This is a genomic window from Aquincola tertiaricarbonis, assembly GCF_000969605.1.
Taxonomy (GTDB): domain Bacteria; phylum Pseudomonadota; class Gammaproteobacteria; order Burkholderiales; family Burkholderiaceae_C; genus Aquincola; species Aquincola tertiaricarbonis.
In genome coordinates, this window is record NZ_JZUE01000016.1 from 128,879 (window position 1) to 150,272 (window position 21,394).

Annotated in this window: 20 protein-coding genes; 8 read left to right on the forward strand and 12 right to left on the reverse strand. The window is 71.4% G+C overall.

Features of this window, described 5'->3' with window-relative positions; translation table 11 throughout:
• Window positions 1-23: 23 nt before the first annotated feature.
• The 5 genes from VO99_RS18305 to VO99_RS18325 all read right to left on the reverse strand — a co-directional run bounded on the left by VO99_RS18305 (window position 24) and on the right by VO99_RS18325 (window position 6,312).
• Window positions 24-980 carry an ABC transporter permease gene (locus VO99_RS18305; protein WP_046114345.1) on the reverse strand — a complete coding sequence of 319 codons (957 nt, stop codon included), beginning with the start codon at window positions 978-980 and terminating at the stop codon, window positions 24-26.
• A gap of 18 nt (window positions 981-998) precedes the next feature.
• Window positions 999-2,615, reverse strand: a complete 1,617-nt coding sequence (locus VO99_RS18310) for an ABC transporter substrate-binding protein (RefSeq protein ID WP_046114346.1) — start codon at window positions 2,613-2,615, stop codon at window positions 999-1,001.
• Between the two features lie 70 nt (window positions 2,616-2,685).
• The gene (locus VO99_RS18315; protein ID WP_046114347.1) at window positions 2,686-3,978 is read right to left on the reverse strand and encodes an NAD(P)/FAD-dependent oxidoreductase; all 1,293 of its coding nucleotides are present in this window, start codon (window positions 3,976-3,978) and stop codon (window positions 2,686-2,688) included.
• Window positions 3,979-4,006: 28 nt separating this feature from the next.
• Window positions 4,007-4,672, reverse strand: coding sequence for a haloacid dehalogenase type II (locus VO99_RS18320; RefSeq protein ID WP_046114348.1), 666 nt, complete (start codon window positions 4,670-4,672; stop codon window positions 4,007-4,009).
• A 158-nt stretch (window positions 4,673-4,830) separates the two neighbouring features.
• Entirely contained in the window at window positions 4,831-6,312 is a 1,482-nt protein-coding gene (locus VO99_RS18325; RefSeq protein ID WP_046114349.1) for an aldehyde dehydrogenase family protein, read from the reverse strand.
• Between the two features lie 270 nt (window positions 6,313-6,582).
• On the opposite strand from VO99_RS18325, the gene VO99_RS18330 reads away from it, so the two are divergent.
• From VO99_RS18330 to VO99_RS18360, 7 genes are all read left to right on the forward strand, one after another.
• A complete protein-coding gene (locus VO99_RS18330; protein WP_083440719.1) occupies window positions 6,583-7,404 on the forward strand; it encodes a GNAT family N-acetyltransferase in 822 nt (273 codons plus the stop codon).
• 5 nt (window positions 7,405-7,409) lie between these two features.
• Window positions 7,410-8,345, forward strand: coding sequence for a 2-hydroxyacid dehydrogenase (locus VO99_RS18335; RefSeq protein WP_046114351.1), 936 nt, complete (start codon window positions 7,410-7,412; stop codon window positions 8,343-8,345).
• Between the two features lie 154 nt (window positions 8,346-8,499).
• Complete coding sequence (locus VO99_RS18340; RefSeq protein WP_046114352.1) at window positions 8,500-9,891, forward strand: aminotransferase class III-fold pyridoxal phosphate-dependent enzyme; 1,392 nt, start codon at window positions 8,500-8,502, stop codon at window positions 9,889-9,891.
• Between the two features lie 48 nt (window positions 9,892-9,939).
• The gene (locus VO99_RS18345) at window positions 9,940-10,434 is read left to right on the forward strand and encodes an Lrp/AsnC family transcriptional regulator (RefSeq protein WP_046114353.1); all 495 of its coding nucleotides are present in this window, start codon (window positions 9,940-9,942) and stop codon (window positions 10,432-10,434) included.
• Window positions 10,435-10,439: 5 nt separating this feature from the next.
• Entirely contained in the window at window positions 10,440-10,808 is a 369-nt protein-coding gene (locus VO99_RS18350; protein WP_046114354.1) for a (2Fe-2S)-binding protein, read from the forward strand.
• Window positions 10,805-12,205: an FAD/NAD(P)-dependent oxidoreductase gene (locus VO99_RS18355; RefSeq protein WP_046114355.1), complete on the forward strand. Its 1,401-nt coding sequence runs from the start codon at window positions 10,805-10,807 to the stop codon at window positions 12,203-12,205. Before VO99_RS18350 ends, VO99_RS18355 begins: the two co-directional genes overlap by 4 nt.
• Entirely contained in the window at window positions 12,202-13,371 is a 1,170-nt protein-coding gene (locus tag VO99_RS18360; protein ID WP_046114356.1) for an NAD(P)/FAD-dependent oxidoreductase, read from the forward strand. The genes VO99_RS18355 and VO99_RS18360 overlap by 4 nt, the downstream gene beginning before the upstream one ends.
• A 59-nt stretch (window positions 13,372-13,430) precedes the next feature.
• Here VO99_RS18360 and VO99_RS18365 read toward each other — a convergent pair whose 3' ends face one another.
• The 7 genes from VO99_RS18365 to VO99_RS18395 form a co-directional block, all read right to left on the reverse strand.
• On the reverse strand, window positions 13,431-13,826 hold the full coding sequence (locus VO99_RS18365; RefSeq protein ID WP_046114357.1) for a cupin domain-containing protein: 396 nt from the start codon (window positions 13,824-13,826) through the stop codon (window positions 13,431-13,433).
• Complete coding sequence (locus VO99_RS18370) at window positions 13,823-15,037, reverse strand: M20 aminoacylase family protein (protein ID WP_046114358.1); 1,215 nt, start codon at window positions 15,035-15,037, stop codon at window positions 13,823-13,825. Before VO99_RS18370 ends, VO99_RS18365 begins: the two co-directional genes overlap by 4 nt.
• Window positions 15,034-15,735 (reverse strand): HAD-IA family hydrolase, encoded by a 702-nt coding sequence (locus tag VO99_RS18375; protein ID WP_046114359.1) that lies wholly within the window; start codon window positions 15,733-15,735, stop codon window positions 15,034-15,036. The genes VO99_RS18370 and VO99_RS18375 overlap by 4 nt, the downstream gene beginning before the upstream one ends.
• A gap of 27 nt (window positions 15,736-15,762) precedes the next feature.
• A complete protein-coding gene (locus VO99_RS18380; RefSeq protein WP_046114360.1) occupies window positions 15,763-16,092 on the reverse strand; it encodes a helix-turn-helix transcriptional regulator in 330 nt (109 codons plus the stop codon).
• Between the two features lie 254 nt (window positions 16,093-16,346).
• Entirely contained in the window at window positions 16,347-16,607 is a 261-nt protein-coding gene (locus tag VO99_RS18385; protein ID WP_046114361.1) for a type 2 periplasmic-binding domain-containing protein, read from the reverse strand.
• Between the two features lie 1,066 nt (window positions 16,608-17,673).
• Window positions 17,674-18,720, reverse strand: coding sequence for an NADPH-dependent curcumin/dihydrocurcumin reductase (gene curA, locus VO99_RS18390; RefSeq protein ID WP_046114362.1), 1,047 nt, complete (start codon window positions 18,718-18,720; stop codon window positions 17,674-17,676).
• A gap of 17 nt (window positions 18,721-18,737) precedes the next feature.
• A complete protein-coding gene (locus VO99_RS18395) occupies window positions 18,738-19,976 on the reverse strand; it encodes an MFS transporter (protein WP_046114363.1) in 1,239 nt (412 codons plus the stop codon).
• A 79-nt stretch (window positions 19,977-20,055) separates the two neighbouring features.
• Here VO99_RS18395 and VO99_RS18400 point away from each other — a divergent pair, with 79 nt between their 5' ends.
• The gene (locus VO99_RS18400; protein WP_046114380.1) at window positions 20,056-21,099 is read left to right on the forward strand and encodes an AraC family transcriptional regulator; all 1,044 of its coding nucleotides are present in this window, start codon (window positions 20,056-20,058) and stop codon (window positions 21,097-21,099) included.
• Window positions 21,100-21,394 lie beyond the last annotated feature (295 nt).

A 21,394-nucleotide genomic window follows, 5' to 3' on the forward strand; every position in this document is an offset into this window, starting at 1 on the left:
CTCTTCCTGGATGGCGGGCATGGTCACTGGTGCCGCAGGCGCGGGTTGGCCACGATGGCGCACAGGTCGGCCAGCGTGACGAGCAGCAGGTAGCCGCTGCAGAAGATCATGGCGCAGGTGAGCACCAGCGGCATGTCGCGCTGGCTCACGCCATCGACCATTAGCTTAGCGATGCCGGGGTAGTTGAAGATGGTCTCGATGATGATCACCCCGCCCAGCAGGTACGACAGGCTCAGCGCCACCGCATTGGCGATGGGGCCAATGGCATTGGGCAGCGCATGCGCCATCACCGTGCGCAGCGGCGAGGCGCCCTTGAGCCGCACCATCTCGATGTAGGGCGCCTCCAGCTGGTCGATCACCGCGGCGCGGGTCATGCGCATCATCTGTGCCACGATCACGCAGCACAGACTGAGCACCGGCATCGCAAAGGCCTTGAGCATCTGGCCGATGGAATCGATCTCGGACACGTACGACAGCGCCGGCAGCCAGCGCAGCTTGACCGCGAACACCAGCACCGCCAGCGTGGCCACCAGGAACTCCGGCACCGACACCACGCCCACCGCCGCCAACGAAGCCGCGCGGTCGAACCAGGAGCCGCGCCACACCGCCGAGGCGATACCCAGCGTGAGCGCGATGGGCACCGAGAACAGCGCCGTTACCGCCGCCAGCAGCAGCGAGTTGGGCAGCCGGCTGCCCACCAGCTCGCCCACCGGCATCTGCGTGACCGACGAGGTGCCCGGGTTGCCGGTGAGCAGGCCGCCCAGCCAGCGGCCGTAGCGCACCGGGCCCGGCACATCCAGCCCCATCTGGGCCCGCAGCGCGGCCAGAGCCTCGGGCGTGGCCTCCTGGCCGAGCTGTTCCTGTGCGGCGTCGCCGGGCAGCACCGAGGTGATTGCGAACACGATCACCGACACCGCCAGCAGCGACAGCAGCGCCAGCGCCACCCGCTGGCCCAGCAGCTTGAGGATCAACAGGTTCATTGCGCAAGCCTCCTGGCGTCAGGCGTCCAGCCAGACGTGCTCGGCGAACGAATAGCCCATCAGGCTGCCCAGCGGGATCGGCGACAGGCCCTTGAGCTTGTTGCTGTGGCCGTCGATGCTCGCCAGAAACAGCGGGATGCCGATGCCGGCCTCGTGGTGGATCATGGTCTGCATGTCGGCATACATCTGCTTACGCTTGGCCAGGTCGGTCTCGGCGCGCGAGGCCAGCAGGAGCTGGTCGAACTTCTCGCTCTTCCAGCGGGATTCGTTCCAGGCTGCATCCGACTTGAAGAACTGCGTCAGCAGCGTGTCGGCGCTGGGGCGCGGGTTCACGTTGCCGAAGCCCACCGGGCTGTTCAGCCAGTGGTTGGACCAGTAGCCGTCGGCCGGCATGCGCTTGACGTCCAGCTCCAGCCCAATGCGCTGGGCCGCCTGCTGCAGCACCAGCGCGGTTTCCACCGAGTACATTGCGGCCGGCGAGGTGACCACCGGCACCTTACCGGTGACGCCCGACTTCTGCAGGTGGAACTTGGCCTTGTCCAGGTCGAAGGCGCGCTGCGGCAGGCCGGCGAAATGGAAGCGGTTGGTGGGGTCGATAGGCTGGTCGTTGGCGATCACCGCATGGTCCAGCGCCACCGCCTTCTTCATCTGCTCGCGGTCGAACAAGTGCTTCATCGCCAGGATGAAGTCGGGGTTGACACCGGGGCCCAGGTCCTTGCGCATCACCAGGTCGGAGTACTGGCCCGACTGGGTGATGAACACGCCATGGCCCGGCGAGTCCTTGACCCGCGCCACCGAGCGCGGATTGACCGAGCCCACCAGGTCCATGCCGCCGGACAGCAGCGCATTGACCCGGGCGCTCTCGTCGCCGATGCCCACGAACTCGATCTCGTCCAGGTAGGGCTTGCCCGGCTTCCAGTAGGCCTCGTTGCGCACCACCACCGAGCGCACCCCGGGCTTGAATTCCTTGAGCTTATACGGGCCGGTGCCGACGCCGGCGTTGAAGTCGGTGGTGCCTTCCTTGACGATGTGGAAGTGGAAGGTGCCCAGGATCACCGGCAGGTCGGCATTGGGTGACGAAAGCACCACCGTGACCTCCTGCGGGCCGGTGGCCTTGACGCTGTCAATCTGATCGGCCAATGCCTTGGCCTTGGAGGCGGTGGCCGGGTCCTTGTGGCGCATCAGCGAATACACCACGTCGGCCGGCGCCAGCGCCTTGCCGTCATGGAACGTGACGCCCTTGCGCAGCGTGAACACCCAGGTCCGCGCGTCCTGGGTGCGGAAGGACTCTGCCAGCGCCGGCTGTGGCGACAGGCTGCCGTCCAGCGAAAACAGGCCGTTGTACAGCATCATGCCGCGCGAGTAGTCGGTCTGGTTCGACTGCTTGGCGGGGTCCAGCGTGTCGGTCACCGCGGCGGTGGCGCCGGCCACCCGGATCTTGCCGCCGCGCCGCGGCGTCTGCGCATGGGCCGACACGGCCACGCCGGCCAGGCTGCCGGCCAGCGTGGCCTGCATGCCGCCGGCCAGCAGCATCGTCAGGATGTCGCGCCGCGAGGCGCCGCGCCGCAGCGCGTCCATCATGCGCATGCTGTCGTTAGGGCCGACGAGTTGGGCGAGCTTGTTGCGGTCGCTCATGATTGCGTGCTCCTGGAGATGTCGAGGTGAGGTGGCGGACGAACGGGATGCGCAGGCGATGGCCGCGCCTTCAGGCGAGGCGGTCCTTCATGCGGTAGTACAGGCCCACCGCGGGCAGGAACCAGGGCGGGCCGAAATGCCCCGGAATGGCGGGCCAGCGGCGGCCCTGCCAGGGATTGGCGGCCGGCTCGCCGGCCATCACCCGGGCCATTCGCTCGCCCATGTGCACCGACATCTGGGTGCCGTGGCCGCTGTAGCCCATCGAATAGAACAGGCCGTCGCGCTCGCCGGCATGCGGCAGGCGGTCCTGCGTCATGTCCACCAGCCCGCCCCAGCAGTAGTCGAGCCGCACCGGTCCCAGCTGCGGAAAGGTCTCGGCCAGGCCTTGGCGCAGGATCTCGCCGCTGGCCGCATCGGACTGCGGGCTGCTGACGGCAAAGCGGGCCCGACCGCCGAACACCAGCCGGTGGTCGGCGGTGAGCCGGAAATAGTGGTGGATGTTGGCCACCGTGGTGTAGGTGCGGCGCCGTGCAAGCAGCGCGGTGGCGCGCGCCTCGCCCAGCGGCTCGGTCACCACGATGAAGCTACCGATGGGCACGATGCGCCGGCGCAGCCAGCCGAAGCTGCCGTAGCCGCCATGCCGCGTGGCACCGGTGGCCACCAGCACCTGCGCCGCCTGCACCAGGCCGCGTGCGGTGTGCAGCCGGTGCGCATAGCTGCTGCCGATGCGCTCCAGCCGCTGCACCTCGGCATTCAGCGCGATCTGCGCGCCGTGCTTCTGCGCCGCCTGGGCCAGGCCGCGTGCAAAGCGGCCCATGTGCATCTGGCCGCTGCGCTTGTAGAGCAGGCCGCCGTGGAAGCGGTAGCTCTGCACCTCGGCGCGCACGCGGTCGGCGCCCAGCACCTCCACGTCGGTGTCCACGCCGTCCTGCACGAGCAGTTCGGCGCTGCGGGCCAGTGCCTCCAGGTGCTGCGGCCGCGTGGCTAGCTTGAGCTTGCCGTGGCGCAGGAAGTCGCAATCGATGGCCTCTTCATGCACCACGCGGGCGACGCTGTCCACGGCCTGGTCGTAGGCGTGGTACCAGTCGCGGGCGGTCTCGCGGCCCACCTTGGCAGCCAGCTCGGCGTAGTCCACCGCCAGGCCGTTGTTCACATGGCCGCCGTTGCGGCCTGACGCCTCGGCCGCCACGCGGCTACCGGCTTCCAGCACCAGCACGCGGGCACCGCGCCGGGCGAGGGCCCGCGCCGCCGACAGGCCGGTGAAGCCGCCGCCCACGATGGCCACGTCCACCTGCGCCGGCAACGGCTGCTCGGCCGGCACGAAGGCCGGTGCGGATTCGGTCCAGTAGGCGTCGAGCTTCATAGTGGCGGCGGCTCCAGGTGGATGCCGGTCAGAGGCCGACGACGCCGGCCAGGCCGCCGATGTCCTGGATCTCGACATAGCGGTAGGCCGGGTTGCCCGGGCCGTGGCCGCGGTTGACGAACACCTTGTTGACGATGCCCAGGTCGTCGGCCGACATCAGGTCGTAGCGCAGGCTGGAGGACACATGCAGCAGGTCCTCCGGGTTGCAGCCCAGCGAGTCGATCATGTATTCGAAGGCGGTGAGCCGCGGCTTGTAGGCCTGCGCCTGCTGCGCGGTGTACACGCGGTGGAAGGGCGCGCCCAACTGGGCCACGTTCTTGTGGATCTGGTCGTCTGACGCGTTGGACAGGATCACCAGCGGAATCTCCCTGGCCACCTTGGCCAGGCCGGCCGGCACGTCCGCATGCGGGCCCCAGGTGGGCACGGCGTCGTAGTACTGCTGGGCCTCATGGTCGAAGTACTGCAGGTTCCACTTCCTGCACAGCCGGCGCAGCGCGTTCTTGAGCACCACCTCGTATGGCTGCCAGGCACCTAGCACCTCGTCGAACCGGTAGGCCGAGAACTCGGCGATGAACTGCTCCATGCGCTCGGCCGGAATGCGGTCGGCAAACATCTCGCGGGCCATCTCGCCCATGCGGAAGCGGGTCAGCGTGCCGTAGCAGTCGAAGGTGATGTACTTGGGTCGGAAGGCCATGAGAGCGGCTCCTGTGGTTGTCATCTCGGTGTCATTCCAGCATGCAGTGGCGGCAGGTTTATGGGGTATTGACCGGCCACCGCACGCTGAAGCTGTGGTTTGAAGGGCCCCCGGCGGCATGCCATGCGGTGTGCCCAGCCGGCGTGCACCGGCGCACCTCAATGCGTCGCGGCAAAGTCGATCAGCACGCTTTTGAAGCGCAGGTTGGCCTCCACCGCCTGGCGGCCGAGGTCCTTGCCGATGCCCGACTGGTGGTAGCCGCCGGTGGGGATGACGAAGTCGCTGCTGCGGCCGTAGCGGTTGATCCACACGGTGCCTGCCGCGATGCCGCGCATGGCGCGCAGGGCCCGACCGATGTCGGCGGTGTGCACGCCGGCGGCCAGGCCGTAGCGCTCATGGCCGGCCAAGGCCAGGCCTTCGGCCTCGTCGTCGAAGGTCTGCACCGTAAGCACCGGGCCGAAGATCTCCTCCTGCACTGCCGGGTTGGCCGCATCCACGCCTTCGAGCAGCGTGGGCTGGAAGTAGGCGCCGCCCGGCATGCCCGCATACAACTTGCCGCCGCAGCGCAGCGTGGCGCCCGCGGCCCGCGCCCGGCCCACGATGGCGGCGATGCGCTCGGCCTGGGACGCCGAGATGATGGGCGACAGCGTGGCGGCGTCGTCCCAGGTGGCGCCGGGCCGGTGGTCGGCGAAGCGGGCCGCGATGCGCTCCACCAGCGCCTGCGCGATGCCGCGCTGCACGATGAGCCGCGAGCCGGCCACGCACACCTGTCCGGCATTGCCGGTGATGGCACCGGCCACGATGCCGGCCAGCCGCTCGAGGTCGGGCGCATCGTCGAACACCAGCTGCGGGCTCTTGCCGCCCAGCTCTAGCGTGGCCGGCTTGGGGCCATGCAGCGCACAGGTGGCCATGATGGCCGCGCCGGTCTGGGTGGAGCCGGTGAAGGTCATCTTGCGCACCAGTGGATGGCGGGTGAGCGCGTCCCCGGTGGTGCGGCCATCGCCCTGCACGATGTTGAACAGGCCCGGCGGCAGGCCCGCCTGCACCGCCAGCTCGGCCAGGCGCAGCACCGAATGCGGCGTCATCTCCGATGGCTTGAGCACTACCGCATTGCCCGCGGCCAGCGCGGCTCCAACCTTCCACGAAGCCATCACCAGCGGAAAGTTCCAGGGCGTGATGGCACCCACCACGCCATAGGGCTCGGCCAGCACCATGCCCAGGTGGTCGCTGCGGGTGGCGGCCACCTCGCCGCCTAGCTTGTCGGCATACTCGGCGAAGAAGCGCAGGCCCTCGGCGGTGAAGGGCACGTCCCAGGCGATGGCATCGCGCACCGGGCGGGTGGAGCACACCGCCTCGATGGCGCCGAGGTGGGCGCCATCGGCCTCCACCAGGTCCGCCCAGGCGCGCAGCACCCGGGCGCGTTCGCGCGGCGGGCGGCGGGCCCAGTCGGTGCGGCGCCAGGCGGCATCGGCATCGCGCACTGCCTCGTCCACCGCGTCGGCGCCGGCCAGCGGCAGCTCGCCGTGCACTTTGCCGTCGGAGGGCCGGCGCACCGTGAGGTGGCCTGCATCGGGCACCAGCCGGCCTGCGATGAAATGCCCTGAAGGCACGTGGATCTCGTCGGGATGGAACACTTGCACGGCAGGCCTCGGTCGGTTGCGGACGATGCGGCCGATGCTAGGCAGGGTGGCGCGGCATTTGTGTGCGTTGCCGCCGGGGCCGCCGCAGCAAATGGCGAATGCGCCGGCCACCGCAGCCGAAGCTTGCGACTTGCCCCGGGCAGCAAGAACGTACAAGCGCGCTGCCGGCCGCTTCCCGAAGATCGCCTGCCATCCTGCACGGGAGAGAAGACTTTGATCGATGCCGAGACCGCAAGGGCCGCCGCCAACGACGGCGTCCTGTTGCGCGCGATGACCGCCGCCGACCTGGCCGCGGCACACGCGCTGTCCGCCGAGCTGCGCTGGCCGCACCGCCCCGCCGACTGGGAACAGGTGTTCCCGCTGGCCGAGGGCGTGGTGGCCGAACGCGACGGGGCGGTGCTGGCCACCGCGCTGCGCTGGCCCTGGGGCCCGCGCCATGCCACCGTGGGCCTGGTGATGGTGTCGCCCGCCTGCCAGGGCCGTCGCATCGGCCACCGGCTGATGAGCGCGCTGCTGGACGGCCTGGAGGGCCACAGCGTGCTGCTGCATGCCACGCCCGAAGGCCGCGGCCTGTACGAGCGCCTGGGCTTCGTGCGCATCGGCGAGGTGCGCCAGCACCAGGGCACCGCCCTGCCCGCGCCGCTGGTGGCGCTGGAGCCGGGCTGGCGGCTGCGGCCGGCCGGCAGCAGCGATGCCGCCGCGCTGAAGGTACTGGATGCCGCCGCCCGCGGCATGCCGCGCGACGGCCTGGTCGACGAACTGCTGGCCAGCGCCGACGCCACGGTGGTGCTGGACCACGAGGGCGAGGCCAAGGGCTTTGCGATGCTGCGCCGCTTCGGCCGCGGCCACATCATCGGCCCGGTGGTGGCGCCGGATGCCGAAGGTGCCAAGGCCTTGATCGCGCACCTGTCGGGCCTGTCGGCCGGCCGCTTCGTGCGCATCGACATCGACTTTGCCAGCGGGCTGGCCGAATGGCTGGAGGGCCTGGGCCTGCAGCGCGTAGATGCACCCACCACGATGGTGCGCGGCGAGCCGCCGGCCACCGCACCCGGCACCCGCCTGTTCGCGCTGGCCACGCAGGCCCTGGGCTGAAGCGCATGCAGCCCTGCACCTTTCTGTACAAGTCGGATGCGGCCCGCGGCCGGCAATGGGCCGAGGTGTTCCGCGAGCGGCTGCCGATGGTGGACTTCCGCATCTGGCCCGACGTGGGCGACCCGGCGCAGGTGCGCTTCCTGGCGGCCTGGGAGCCGCCGCCCGACCTGGTGCACAGCTTTCCCAACCTGCAGGTGCTGTTCTCGTCGGGCGCGGGGGTGGACCAGTTCGACCTGGCCGCGTTGCCGCCCACGCTGCCGCTGGTGCGCATGGTGGAGCCCGGCATCATCCACGGCATGGTGGAGTACGTGAGCCATGCGGTGCTGGGCCTGCACCGGGACATGCCGCAGTACCGCCGCCAGCAGCAGGCCGGGCAATGGCAGCCGCTGCCGGTGCGCCCGGCGTCGGCGCGCCGCATCGGCGTGCTGGGCCTGGGCTCGCTGGGGCAGGCGGTGCTGCGCAGGCTGGTGGACTTTGGCTTCGACTGCGCCGGCTGGAGCCGCTCGTCGCACGAGGTGCCGGGCGTGCAGTGCCATGCCGGGGCCGAAGGCCTGGGCCGCTTCCTTGCGCGCACCGACATCCTGGTGTGCCTGCTGCCCCTCACCGATGCCACCCGCGGCTTCCTCGGCGCACCGCTGTTTGCGCAGCTGCCGCGCGGTGCCGGCCTGGTGCAGGTGGGCCGCGGGCCGCAGCTGGTGGAGGCCGACCTGCTGGCCGCGCTCGAGGCCGGCCAGCTGGGCGATGCGGTGCTGGACGTCACCGATCCGGAGCCGCTGCCCGCCGGCCATGCGTTCTGGCGCCATCCGCGCATCCAGCTCACGCCGCATATCGCCAGCATGACGCAGCCGCAGTCGGCCGCCGAGGTGGTGATCGACAACCTGCGCCGCTTCGAAGCCGGCGAGCCGATGACCGGATTGGTTGACCGGATCAAGGGATATTGAGCACGCGGCAGGCCGCCGCACAATGTGCCGAACCGCCGCCCACAACCGCAGGCTGCACTGCGCAGGCGGGCCAAAGCAGCATCACCCGCGGCGGCCTCCGGCCTAAGCTGGCAGCCATCGATCGCACACCCGCCGCCAGCGCGACACACGCCCCATGCTGTCCACCCTCCATCCCGACGAACTCGCCGCCCTCGACCGGGCCCACCTCATCCACCCGGTGGCCCCATGGCGACTGCATGAGCAGCGCGGCCCGGCGGTGCTGGCCTCGGGCCAGGGCGCCTGGCTGAAGGACAACCAGGGCCACGAGCTGCTGGATGCCTTTGCCGGCCTGTGGTGCGTCAACGTGGGCTATGGCCAGGAAAGCGTGGTGCAGGCCGCCGCGCAGCAGATGCGCACCCTGCCCTACGCCACCGGCTACTTCCACTTCGCCAGCGAGCCGGCCATCCGGCTGGCGGCCAAGCTGGCCGAGATCACGCCCGCCTCGCTCAGCCGTGCCTACCTGACGCTGGGCGGCTCGGAGGCGGTGGACGCGGCGGTGCGCTTCATCGTGCAGTACCACAATGCCACCGGCCGGCCGGGCAAGAAGCACTTCATCTCGCTGCAGCGCGGCTACCACGGCTCCTCCTCCACCGGCGCCGGCCTGACGGCGCTGCCCGCCTTCCACCGCGGCTTCGACCTGCCGCTGCCCACGCAGCACTACATCCCCTCGCCCTACCCGTACCGCAGTGCCGACGCCGATGCGGCCGCGGTGATCGCGGCCTCGGTCGCGGCGCTGAAGGCCAAGGTGGCCGAGCTGGGCGCCGACCAGGTGGCCGCCTTCTTCTGCGAGCCGATCCAGGGCTCGGGCGGCGTCATCGTGCCGCCGGTGGGCTGGCTGAAGGCGATGCAGCTGGCCTGCAACGAGCTGGACATCCTGTTCGTGGTGGACGAGGTCATCACCGGCTTCGGCCGCACCGGCCCGATGTTCGCGTGTGATGCCGAGGATGTGCAGCCCGACCTGATGACGATGGCCAAGGGCCTGACCGCCGGCTATGTGCCGATGGGCGCCACCATGCTGTCGGAGAAGGTGTATGCCGCCATTGCCGACGGCGCGCCGGCGGGCGCGGCCATCGGCCATGGCGCCACCTACTCCGGCCACCCGGTGGGCGCGGCAGTGGCGCTGGAGGTGCTGCGGCTGTACCAGGAAGGCGGCGTGCTGGCCAACGGGCAGCGCGGCGCGGCGCACTTTGCAGCCGGGCTGGACGCGCTGCTCGACCATCCGCTGGTGGGCGACTCGCGCCACCGCGGCCTGCTGGGTGCGCTGGAGGTGGTGGCCGACAAGGCCGCAAAGCGCGCCTTCGACCCCGCGTTGGGCCTGGCCGACCGCATCTTTGCCACCGCCTACCGCAACGGCCTGGTGTTCCGCTCCTTTGGCGACCACATCCTGGGCTTTGCGCCGGCGCTCACCTACACCGAATCCGAGTTCGAGCTGATGTTCCAGCGCCTGAAGAAGACGCTGGACGACGTGCTGAGCCTGCCCGAGGTGCGGGCCGCCATGAAGGGCTGAAGCCGCGTCGCCGCAGAATCCGGGTCCCAGCAGTTCCCGAGCGACACCATGTCCGAAACCCTCAAGGTCGACCGGCTCGACCTCCGCATCCTGGCGCAGTTGCAGAAGAACGGCCGCATGACCAACGTCGACCTGGCCGATGCGGTGGGCCTCTCGCCCAGCCCCTGCCTGATCCGCGTCAAGCGGCTGGAGCAGGCCGGCTACATCGGCGGCTACGGCGCGCAGCTGCGGCTGGAGAAGCTGGGCGACACCCTCACCGTGTTCACCGAGGTGACGCTGGCCGACCACCACCGCGAGGACTTCATCCGCTTCGAGGCCGCCATCCGCGACGTCGACGAGATCCTGGAGTGCCACCTGGTGAGCGGCGGCTACGACTACCTGCTGAAGTTCATGACGCGCGGCGTCAACCACTACCAGGAAGTGATCGAGGGCCTGCTGGAACGCAACATCGGCATCGAGAAGTACTTCAGCTACATCGTCATCAAGTCGCCGTTCATCAAGACCCACTACCCGATCGAACGCCTGTTTCCCCACCAACGTTGAGAGCCATGCCCGCCCTGCCGCCCCGCTTCATCCGGCTTGCCGAAACCGACCGTCCCGCGCTGCAGCTCACCGTCGACGGCGCGCCCGTGCAGGCGCTGGCGGGCGACACGCTGCTGGTGGCCCTGCTGAGCCAGGGCCGGCGGCTGCGCGACAGTGAGTTCGGCGATGGCCACCGCGCCGGCTTCTGCCTGATGGGCGCCTGCCAGGACTGCTGGGTGTGGACGGAGGCCGGCGACCGGCTGCGCGCCTGCTCCACCGTGGCCGAGCCGGGCATGGCCATCCTCACCCGGCCGCCGGCCACGCAATGGCCGATGACGCCCGACCTGGCGGCGACGCTGGCGCGGTCCGAGGCCACGGCGGAGGCCGCGCCATGACCGGCCCGCGCATCGTGATCGTCGGCACCGGCCCGGCCGGCGTGCGGGCCGCGCAGGCGGTGGTGGCCGCGGGGCTGCGGCCCATCGTGGTGGACGAAGGCCGGCGCGACGGCGGGCAGATCTACCGTCGCCAGCCCGAGGGCTTCCAGCGCCCCTACGCCAAGCTCTACGGCAGGGAGGCGGCCAAGGCCCAGGCCCTGCACCACGACTTCGATGCACTGCGCGCGCAGGTGGACTACCGCGGCGGCACGCTGGCCTGGAACCTCACCGCCGTGGCCGACGAACCGGCGCTGCACACCGTGCACGACGGCCGGCCGCAGAGCCTGCCCTTCGATGCGCTGCTGGTGTGCAGCGGCGCCACCGACCGGTTGATGCCGGTGCTCGGCTGGCAGCGCGCCGGCTGCTACAGCCTGGGCGCGGCGCAGATCGCGCTGAAGTCGCAGGCCTGTGCCATCGGCGGGCGGGTGGTGTTCCTCGGCAGCGGGCCGCTGCTGTACCTGGTGGCCTCGCAGTACGAGCAGGCCGGCGCGCATGTGGAGGCGGTGCTGGACACCGCGCCGGCCGGCAAGCCGCTGGCGGCGCTGCGCGGCCTGATGGCGCGGCCGGCGCTGGCGTTGCGCGGCCTGGGCCTGATCCGCAGCCTCAAGCGTGCCGGCGTCACGGTGCTGCAGGGCGTGCAGCCGCTGCGCATCGAAGGCAGCGAACCGATGGGCGCCGAGGCCGTGGTGGTGCGCGACGCGCAGGGCACCGAGCGCCGCTTCGAATGCGATGCGGTGGGCCTGGGCTGGCACCTGCGGGCCGAGACGCAGCTGGCCGACCTGGCGCGCTGCGAATTCGACTTCGAGCCGGTCAGCCGGCAATGGCTGCCGCGCATCGACAGCGATGGCCGCAGCAGCACCCGCGGCGTGTACCTGGCCGGCGACGGCGTGCGCATCCTGGGCGCCGACGGCGCCGAGGCCGCGGGACGCCTGGCCGCACTGGCCGCCTTGAGCGACCTGGGCCATGAACGCGGCCGCGCGATGCATGCGGCCGAGGCACCGGCGCTGCGCCGCACGCTGCAGCAGATGGACCGCTTCCGCGACGGGCTGGCACGGGCCTTCCCGTGGCCGCACCAGCAGGCCGCCACCCTGCCCGACGATGCGGTGGTGTGCCGCTGCGAGACGGTGACGGCCGGCGAGCTGCGCCGCTGCGCGAGCGAGCTGGGCAGCCAGGAGGTCAACCGGGCCAAGGCCTTCAGCCGTGTGGGCATGGGCCGCTGCCAGGGCCGCTTCTGCGGCCATGCCTCGGCCGAGATCGTGGCCCAGGCCAGCGGCGTGCCGGTGCAGCTGGTGGGCCGGCTGCGATCGCAGGCCCCGGTCAAGCCGCTGATGATGGACACCGGCGAGGTACAGGCATGACGGACAAGATCCTGCGCACCGATGTGCTGGTGCTGGGCGGCGGGCTGATGGGCACCAGCGCCGCCTTCTTCCTGCGCCAGCAGCATGGCCGATCGGTCGCGCTGCTGGAGCGCGAGCTGATCGGCCGGCAGGCCAGCGGAGTGAACTTCGGCAATGTGCGCCGGCAGGGCCGCGCACTGGCGCAGATGCCGCTGGCCAACCGGGCGCGCGCCGTCTGGGGCCGCGTGCGCGAGCTGCTGGGCGAGGACCTGGAGTTCGTGCCCCATGGCCACCTGCGCTGCTGCTACACCGAGCAGCAGGCCGCCACGCTGGAACAGCATGCGCGCGACGTGGCGCCGCTGGGCCTGCAGCTGGAGCTGTTCACGCAGCGGCAGCTGCAGCAGCGCTGGGGCATCTTCTCGCCGGAGGTGGTGGCCGGCTCGCTCTCGCCGCTGGACGGCCATGCCAACCCGCGGCTGGCCGGCCCCGCCTTCGGCCGCGCAGCGCGCCGCCTGGGCGCCCACGTCGAGGAGCGTGCCGAGGTGCTGCATGTGGAGCGCGACGGGGGGGACTTCGTGGCCCACACCGCCGATGACCGGCGCTTTCGGGCACCGCAGCTGCTGGTGGCCTGCGGCGCCTGGTCCAACCGCATCGCCGGCCTGTTCGGGGAAGCGGTGCCAATGGAAGCCCGAGGACCGCAGATGGGCGTGACCGAGCCGCTGCCCCATGCCATCGGGCCGTCGATCGGCGTGTCCTCGGCGATCGAGCACGAGGGCCTGTACTTCCGGCAGATCAGCCGCGGCAACATCGTGTTCGGCGGCGGCCTTAAGGGCCCGGCCGATGCGCAGCATGTGCGCTCCTATGTGCGACCGGACAACGTGCTGCGGCAGCTGCGCGAGCTGCGCCGCTTCGTGCCGGCCTTTGCGCAGGTGCAGCTGATCCGGGTGTGGAGCGGCATCGAGGGCTACACCGCCGACTGGCAGCCGGTGATGGGCCCCAGTGCCCGGGTGCCAGGGCTGCACTATGCCTTCGGCTTCAATGGCGAAGGCTTTGCCATCGGCCCCGGCGTGGGCGAGGTGATGGCCGAGCTGATGGCCACCGGCCGCACCGGCGGCACGCCGATCGAGCCCTTCCACATCGGCCGCTTCGCGGCGGTGGCCGAGCAGGGCGCGCGGCTGGCCGCCTGAGCCGCAGGCGGCGCCTGCCGCATGGGCAGGGCCGCAGGCCCTGCGGCCTGCGCGCCGGCTCAGGCCTGCTGCGCCATCACCACGAACACCTTGCGCAGCGTCTGCGTCACCTCCCACACGCCGGTGGTGCGTGCGGGAAAGAACAGCGTGTCGCCGGCGCGGATCTCGATCGGCTGGCCGCCGGTGGGCGTGAAGCGGCACGCGCCGGCCAGGATGTGCATCACCTCGGCATTGGGCAGCTGGCGCTCGAAGCGGCCGGGCTCGCATTGCCACAGGCCGCTGCCGTGGCCCTCGGCACCCGGCAGCGCCACATCGATGCCGCTTAGCCGGCACGGCGGCTGGCTGAGCGGCCGCGCGGGCGCGCCCTGGTCCTCCAGGCCGCCGAGCGTGACCGACTGGTGCAGCACGGTGATTCCGGCCGGGGTGGTGGTGACGGTGGAAGCGGTAGTGGTCATCTCGATGAAAGGTGCTCGGAAGAAGCAGGGGCGGCCAGCGCACGTTCGGCCACCGCGGTGAACCAGCGCACGCCCAGCGGCAGCGCCTCGTCGTTGAAGTCGTACTGCGGGTGATGCAGCGGATGGCTCGCGCGTGTGTCGCCGGCCGCCCGGCCCTGGCCCAGCCAGAGGTAGGCGCCGGGGCAGCGCTGCAGCATGAAGGCGAAGTCCTCGGAGGTGAACGCTGGCCGCTCGGCCAAGCTCGCCTGCAGCCCGGCGTCGGCGGCGGCCGCCAGCGCCAGCGCGGCCTCGGCCGGCGTGTTGACCGTGGCCGGGTAGTAGCGCGTGTACTGCACCTGCGTCTCGGTGCCGCTGGCAAGCGCCACGCCGGCCACCGTGTCGCGCAGCGCGGCCTCGATGCGGTCCTGCGCGGCAGCATCGAAGCTGCGCACCGTGCCGGTGATGCGCACCTCGGCGGGCAGCACGTTGTGGCTGTGGCCGCCCTCGATGCGGGTGACCGACAGCACCGCCGAATCACCGGGATCAATGCGGCGCGAGACGATGGTGTTGAGCAGCACCACCAGCTGCCCCGCGGCCAGCAGCGCATCGGCCGTGCGGTGCGGCTGCGCCGCATGGCCGCCCTGGCCGCGCAGCATGATGTCGAAGCGGTCGGCCGCGGCCATGAGGGGGCCGGCCCGCGTCTGCGCCTGGCCCAGTGGCAGGTCGGGCCAGTTGTGCACCGCATAGACGGAATCGCACGGAAAGCGCTCGAACAGGCCCTGCTCCACCATCACGCGCGCGCCGCCGTGGCCTTCCTCGGCGGGCTGGAAGAAGAAGTGCACCGTACCGCTGAAGCGGCGGCTGCGCACCAGCTGCTTGGCCGCACCCAGCAGCATGCTGGTGTGGCCGTCGTGGCCGCAGCCGTGGTGGGCGCCCGGGTGGCAGCTCTTCCACGGCTGGTCGCCCAGCGACACCATCGGCAGCGCATCCATGTCGGCGCGCAGGCCGACGCTGCGGTAGCCGGTGCCGCAGCGCAGCGTGGCCACCACGCCGGTGCCGGCGATGCCTTCATGCACCTCCAGCCCGAGCGCCCGCAGCGCGCTGGCCACCACCGCGGCGGTGCGGTGCTCCGCGAACGCCAGTTCGGGATGGGCATGCAGGTCGCGCCGCAGCGCCACCAGCCCGGGCAGCAGGTCGTCAACGTCGGCCGGTGCGATGGTTGATGTAGTCAACCTTCAGCCTCGACGGCATCGGCCAACTCGGCCAGCGTGCGGAAGTGGTAGTCCGGCCGGGTGATGGCATCCACCGCGAGGGTGCCGCCGAAGCCCTTCTGGCCGGCACGCCGCTCGATCCAGCAGCAGTCGATGCCGAGCTTGTGGGCGATGCCGATGTCGTGGTACTGGCTTTGCGCCACGTGCAGGTTCTGCGCCTGCGTGAAGCCCCAGGCGCCTTCATAGCGGCCGCGGGCATAGGCGAAGTAGCGCGGGTCAGGCTTCTCGCACAGCGCATCGTCGCAGCTCAGCGCCATGTCGAAGGGCTCGCCCAGGGTGTGCTCGAAGTGCTTCAGTGCCCAGCGCTGGGCATTAGTCATCGTCACCAGCTTGAATCGCTTGCGCAGGCGCTGCAGGGCCTCGGGCGCATCGGGGAAGGCCGGCCACTTCGGCACTGAGTCGCGCAGGCCCTCGGCGATGCCGGGGGTGTTCGGCAGGCCGAGCTGCGGCGCGATCTCGTGCCACACCCGCACCAGGTCGTCCGGGTAGGCGGTGACCTGCTGGCTGCCGCGCGATGCACGGTAGGCGGCCAGGAAGTCGTCGTCGGTGACGGTGGCAGCCGGTGCCACGCTGCGCAGGTAGTCGAGCATGCCGCGCTCGAAGTCGATGAGGGTGCCGACGACGTCGAAGGTCAAGACCTTGTACTGGCTGAGGGCCATGGGAAGCTCCGTGAGGGGTGGAAGGATTCAGTCCGCGGCCTGCCGCCGACGGGCCAGGTACTGGCCGGGCGTCATGCCGCACACCTGCTTAAAGTGGCGTGACAGGTGGCTCTGGTCGTAGAAGCCGGCCTGCATCGCGGCGGCCGCCACCGGCACGCCGCCGTCCAGCAGGGCCTGCACCTGGCGCACCCGCGCGGCGCAGATGTAGCGCCGCGGCGAGGCACCGGTATGGCGGCGGAACACGGTGGCCAGCCGCCATACGCTAAGACCGGCCTGTGCCGCCAGCTCCTGCAGCGGCAGGCGTTCGTCCAGGTGCGCATGGATGTAGGCCAGGGCGGCACCCACGGCGCGTGGCATGGGGCGCGGCGTCGTAGGGGGCGCTGGCGGCGCTGGCTTGCAGGACGGCTCGGGCAGGCAGGGCATGCCGCCAGCTTAGTTTTGCCGGCGCCCGGCAGCATGCGGAAACAGGCCCGCGCAGCGGCAAGGCCTGCGGTTGTGCAACGCTCGCCGGCAGATTCTGCGGCGCGGTGCGCGCGCTCCCCGCTTCAGTGCATCGGCGCCGGCCCGGCCCACCGCCGTGCGTCCGCGCCCACCCCGGTTGGCGCGGCGGCTCAGCGCCGGCCGGGGCGGCGGGCGGCGGACTCGCGCAGGCAGCCGATCAGCTGCTCGGCCGCGGGCGTGCGCAGCCGGCCGCGCAGCATCATCAGGCCCACCGGCGGCAGCTCGATCGGCACCTCCAGCGGCAGCATGCGCTCCAGGCCTTGGGCGCGGTAATGCTCGGCCACCGAGCAGGCCCAGAAGCCGATGGCGCCACGCTCGCGCAGGCAGTTCAGCGTGTTCGGGCGGCGGACGCTGCCCTCCGTCCGCTGCATCGGTGGCCCACGCTGCAAGGCGCCCCGCCCTAGTGTGCTCAAAGCGCCCCCGGCGCTCCATGGCGGCTGAACTGCGTCAACGCGATGATTTTCTGCGCTATTTCATCGCGCCGATCGGACGGTCGTCGCTCTAGGATGGAGGAACACCCATGTTGGGTTGCTCAGCCGCTGATGCCCACGTGGGTCGCTGTGAAGGAGAGCGCCGTGACTGCCGACCCCACGCACCTGCTATCCCTGGACGAATTGGCGAAGCAGGTATATGCCGTCTCAAAGCGACGACTACAGCGCATGTGTGCTGAAGACCCCGCCTTCCCGAGACCCATCCGCCTTGGTGCAAGGACGTTTCGATACGTCAGGTCTGAGCATGAAGCGTACGTGCAGACACTGCAGCGCGTTGCGCCGGCCGAGCCCGACATGCTGCGATGCGCACGGCTCGCGTTCGAACGACTGGACTCCGGTACCCGGTCAGCCCACCAGCACCAAACCGAGCCATTCGCAGGCCGTTCGGCACAGGCACGCGCCGCCGGTCCCCGTCGTTGACCTTCAAGTGAGGCCGGTTTCGCGCTGGTCCGGTTGAGGATCGATAAGGCGGCCGGCAGTGACGTGACCTTCGCCGCCGTCTCGTTGTCGAGCCCAGCCCGTTTGAGCGGGTCGTCGGCCTGCGTACCGGTCGGCCGCCGCCCAAGCGCAAGCCGCGTTCTAAGCCCAGGCCAAGGGTGCCTCGAAGGAGGCAAGCAGCGGTAGCACCCAGTGCCCCGAATCGACGGTGGGGATCCCTCGCACTCGTCAATGAGATTAAACCGGCTACGCGGTCACAGTCCCCGTAGATCGCAAGCTGGGCCGTGACGCCAGCTTCATGCCGCGCGGCACTGTACGACCGCCACAACCACCTGCCAGATTGTTGAAACGACAACTGGCGGATGAACTGGTGGATCGAGGCGTACCCTCCCCGCTAACCCAGCGCTGGCGCGGGCCTTGACAGACGCTCTCTCCGCCACACAGTAAGCAAAACGGGCCCTCGCGGCCCGTTTCTGCTTTCTGGCCTTCCCTTTTTCCCCCGCCACGTTCACCCCCGCCCCACCCGCACCACCACCTTGCCGATATGGCGGCCGTCCAGCAGGTCCTGCAGCGCTGCGGGCGCGTGTTGCAGGCCGTCGATCACCTCCTCGTGCAGCTTCACCTCGCCCCGCTGCACCCAGGCCGCCATCTCGCGCTGGAAGGTCTCGAAGCGCTGGCCGTCGTGGTCCAGGATGATGAAGCCCTGCAGCCGCACGCGCTTTTGCAGCACGGTGGCCAGCAGCGAGGGCCGCAGGTCCGGGCCGGCCGGCGCGGGCCCGTCGTTGTAGTGGGCGACGAAGCCGCACAGCGGCACGCGGGCGCCGACGTTCAGCAAGGGCAGCACCGCATCCAGCACCGGGCCGCCGACGTTCTCGAAATACACGTCGATGCCGCGCGGACAGGCCTGCGCCAGCCGCTGCGCGAATTGCGGGTCGTGCCGGTCGACGCAGGCGTCCAGGCCCAGCGCCTCCAGCGCATGCCGCACCTTGGCCGCACCGCCGGCCACGCCCACCACCCGCGCCCCTCGCAGCCGGGCGATCTGGCCCACCACCGAGCCCACTGCACCGGTGGCCGCGGCCACCACCACGGTCTCGCCCGGCGTCGGCTGCCCGATGTCCAGCAGGCCCACATGGGCGGTGAAGCCCGGCATGCCGAGGCCGCCCAGCGCATGCGAGGGATGGGCCATCTCGCCCAGGCGACGCAGGTCGGTGCCGTCGGACAGCGCCAGCTCCTGCCAGCCGGCCTGGGCCAGCACCAGCTCGCCCACCTGGAAGCCCGGATGCCGGGAGGCGGCCACGCGGCTGACGGTGCCGCCGACGATGGGCGCGCCGATCTCGATGCGCGGCGCATAACCGGGGCCCACTTCGTCCATCAGGTTGCGCATGTACGGATCGATCGAGAGCCACAGCGTGCGCAGCAGCACCTGGCCTTCGCCGACCGCAGGCGCCGGCACCGTCTCCAGCCGGAAGTCGCTGGCCACCGGCCGGCCTTTCGGGCGGGCGGCCAGCACGATGCGGCGATGGCTCACCGCGGTGTCGAGGCTCGTGTGCTGCATGGGTCGCTCCTCCGGTGTCAGGCACGCACGGGCCGGGGGCCGTGGCGCAGGGTGAGCCAGGTGCCGACGCTGACGGTGACGACCGCGAAGCCCGGGCCGCCCAGGGCGCCGACGTGGTCCACGAGCCAGCCGCCGCCCATCGCGCCGGCGGCGATGGCCACCTGGAAGGCCGCCACCAGCAGGCCGCCGGCGCCTTCGGCCTGGTCGGGCGCGGCCCGCACGATCCAGGTCTGGAAGCCGACCGGGAAGGCACCGAAGGCGAAGCCCCACAAGGTGACGGCCACCGCGGTGACCAGCGCCGACTGCCCCGCCAGCAGCAGGGCCAGCGCCAGCAGCGCGATGGACGCACCGCCCGCCAGGATGGCGTGCCGCTCGCTGCGGCCGGCCAGTGCGCCGCCGACGAAGTTGCCGAAGAAGCCGCCCACGCCATAACCCAGCAGCACCGCCGACACCACCGTGGCCGGCAGCTGCGTCACCTGCTCCATCAAGGGCCGGATGTAGGTGAAGCCGGCGAAATGGCCGGAGATCACCAGCACCACCGCCAGCAGCGCCACCCGCACCGCGGGCCGGCCCAGCAGCTGGCCCAGCACGCGCAGGTCCGGGTTGTCGCGCGGCGGCAGCGGCGGCAAGGTCATCCACTGCGCCACCAACGACAGCACGCTGACGCCGCCCGCCGCCATGAAGGCGCTGCGCCAGCCCCAGGCCTCGCCCATCCAGGCGCCCACCGGGGCCGCGCAGACCGTGGCCACCGACACGCCGGTGAGGATCACCGACATCGCTCGGGCGAACCGCTGCGGCGGCACCAGCCGCATGGCCAGGGCGGCGGCCATCGACCAGAAGCCGCCCAGCGCCACGCCCAGCACCACCCGCGCCACCAGCAAGGTGGCAAGGCTGCCGGCCGTGGCGGCGACGAGGTTGGACGCCACCAGCAGCAGGCTCAACACCAGCATCACCCGCTGGCGGTCGAAGCGGCGGGTGAGCAGCGGAATCGACGGCGCCGCCACCGCCCCCACCAGCGCGGTGGCGGTGACCGCCTGGCCGGCCGCGCCGTCGCTCACGCCGAGGTCGGCGGCCATCGCGGTCAGCAGGCTGGCTGGCAGGAACTCGGCGGTGACCAGGCCGAACACGCCCAGCGCCAGCGCGCCCACCGCCGGCCAGCGCGGCCGGTCGGCCGTCGGGCAAGGGTGCAGCGGCGCTGCGGGCGCGGCATCGGCGTCATGGGAAGCCAGGGGATCGGAACAGGACGTGGCGGACACGGCGGCAGGCCTTCGCGGGTTGAACGAGCGGCACAGCTTAGGGATAGGATGTCGGCGTTTGAATGCCGGCAAATCCAAGATGCTTGACTTTTTGTCCAAGGATGCGGCGCCCGAAGGCACGCCCGACCTGCTCACCCGCATCCTGCTGGGGCTGCGGCTGGACGGCGTGGAGTACGGCCGCTGCGTGATGAACCGGCCCTGGGCGGTGGCCTTTCCGGCGCAGCGCTCGGCGCGCTTCCATTTCGTCGGCAGCGGCGGCGGCTGGCTGTGCACCGCCGGCACGCCGTGGATCCGGCTGGCGCCGGGCGATGCGGTGCTGCTGCCGCGCGGCAGCTTCCACGTGCTGGCCAGCGACCCGGCCGTGCCGGCGGTGGACATCGACACGCTGGCGCGCACTTCGGTGTCCGACAACATCTACCTGGTGGACGGCCGCGCGGCCACGGCGCCCACCGGGCCGGACGCCGCGGCGGACCGCGGCGTGCCGGCCGACATGCTGTTCTGCGGCGCGCTGCGCTTCAACCTCGACCCCCTGCACCCGCTGGTGACGATGATGCCGGAGCTGATGCTGGCCGGTGACCTCGCCCAGCGCGATGCCACCGTGCCGGTGCTGCTGGAGGCGATGGAGCGCGAGGTGGCGCTGGACCGCATCGGCGCCTGCGGCATCCTGGCGCGGCTGGCCGACGTGCTGGCCGCCAGCATCATCCGCGCCTGGGTGGAATGCGGCTGCAACGACGCCACCGGCTGGGTGGCGGCGGTGCGCTGCCCGCGCATCGGCAAGGTGGTGGCCGCCATCCATGCGGCGCCGGAACGCGACTGGGACGTGCCGATGCTGGCCGGCGTGATGGGCGCCTCCCGCTCCAGCTTCACCGAGGCCTTCACCCGCACCATGGGCGAGAGCCCGGGCCGCTACGTGGCCAAGGTGAAGATGTTCCAGGCCCGCCACTGGATTGCCCACGACCACATGCGCGTGGCCGCCGCCGCCGCCCGCCTCGGCTACGACTCCGAGGCCTCCTTCAGCCGCGCCTTCAAGCGCATCATCGGCCACCCGCCCAGCGCGGCGCGGGCGGCGCCGGGGGCCGGTCGCCCGCGGCCTGCGGCTGCCGGCGCAACGGCTTCCGCCTAGCGGCCGCGCCAAAACCGTGATCGATGCCCGATCGCGGAGGATATGGAGGCCGGCCGGTGTTCCGGGCCGGTCCAAGCGCCGATAACCCCCTCGGCCCCTTGCGCATGCTGTCGGCAAGGGCGCGTCGGACACGAGGAACATCAGCTTGCGCGACCCAGATTCACCGGCAGCGCCCCGGGACACCGCCGCATCCGCGACCGACAGCCTGACCACGTCCCGCTCCGTCGCCCGGTGGCGGCTCGTGCCGCTGACGCATCGCAGGTCGACATGACACGCGACGAAGCCGACGACAGCG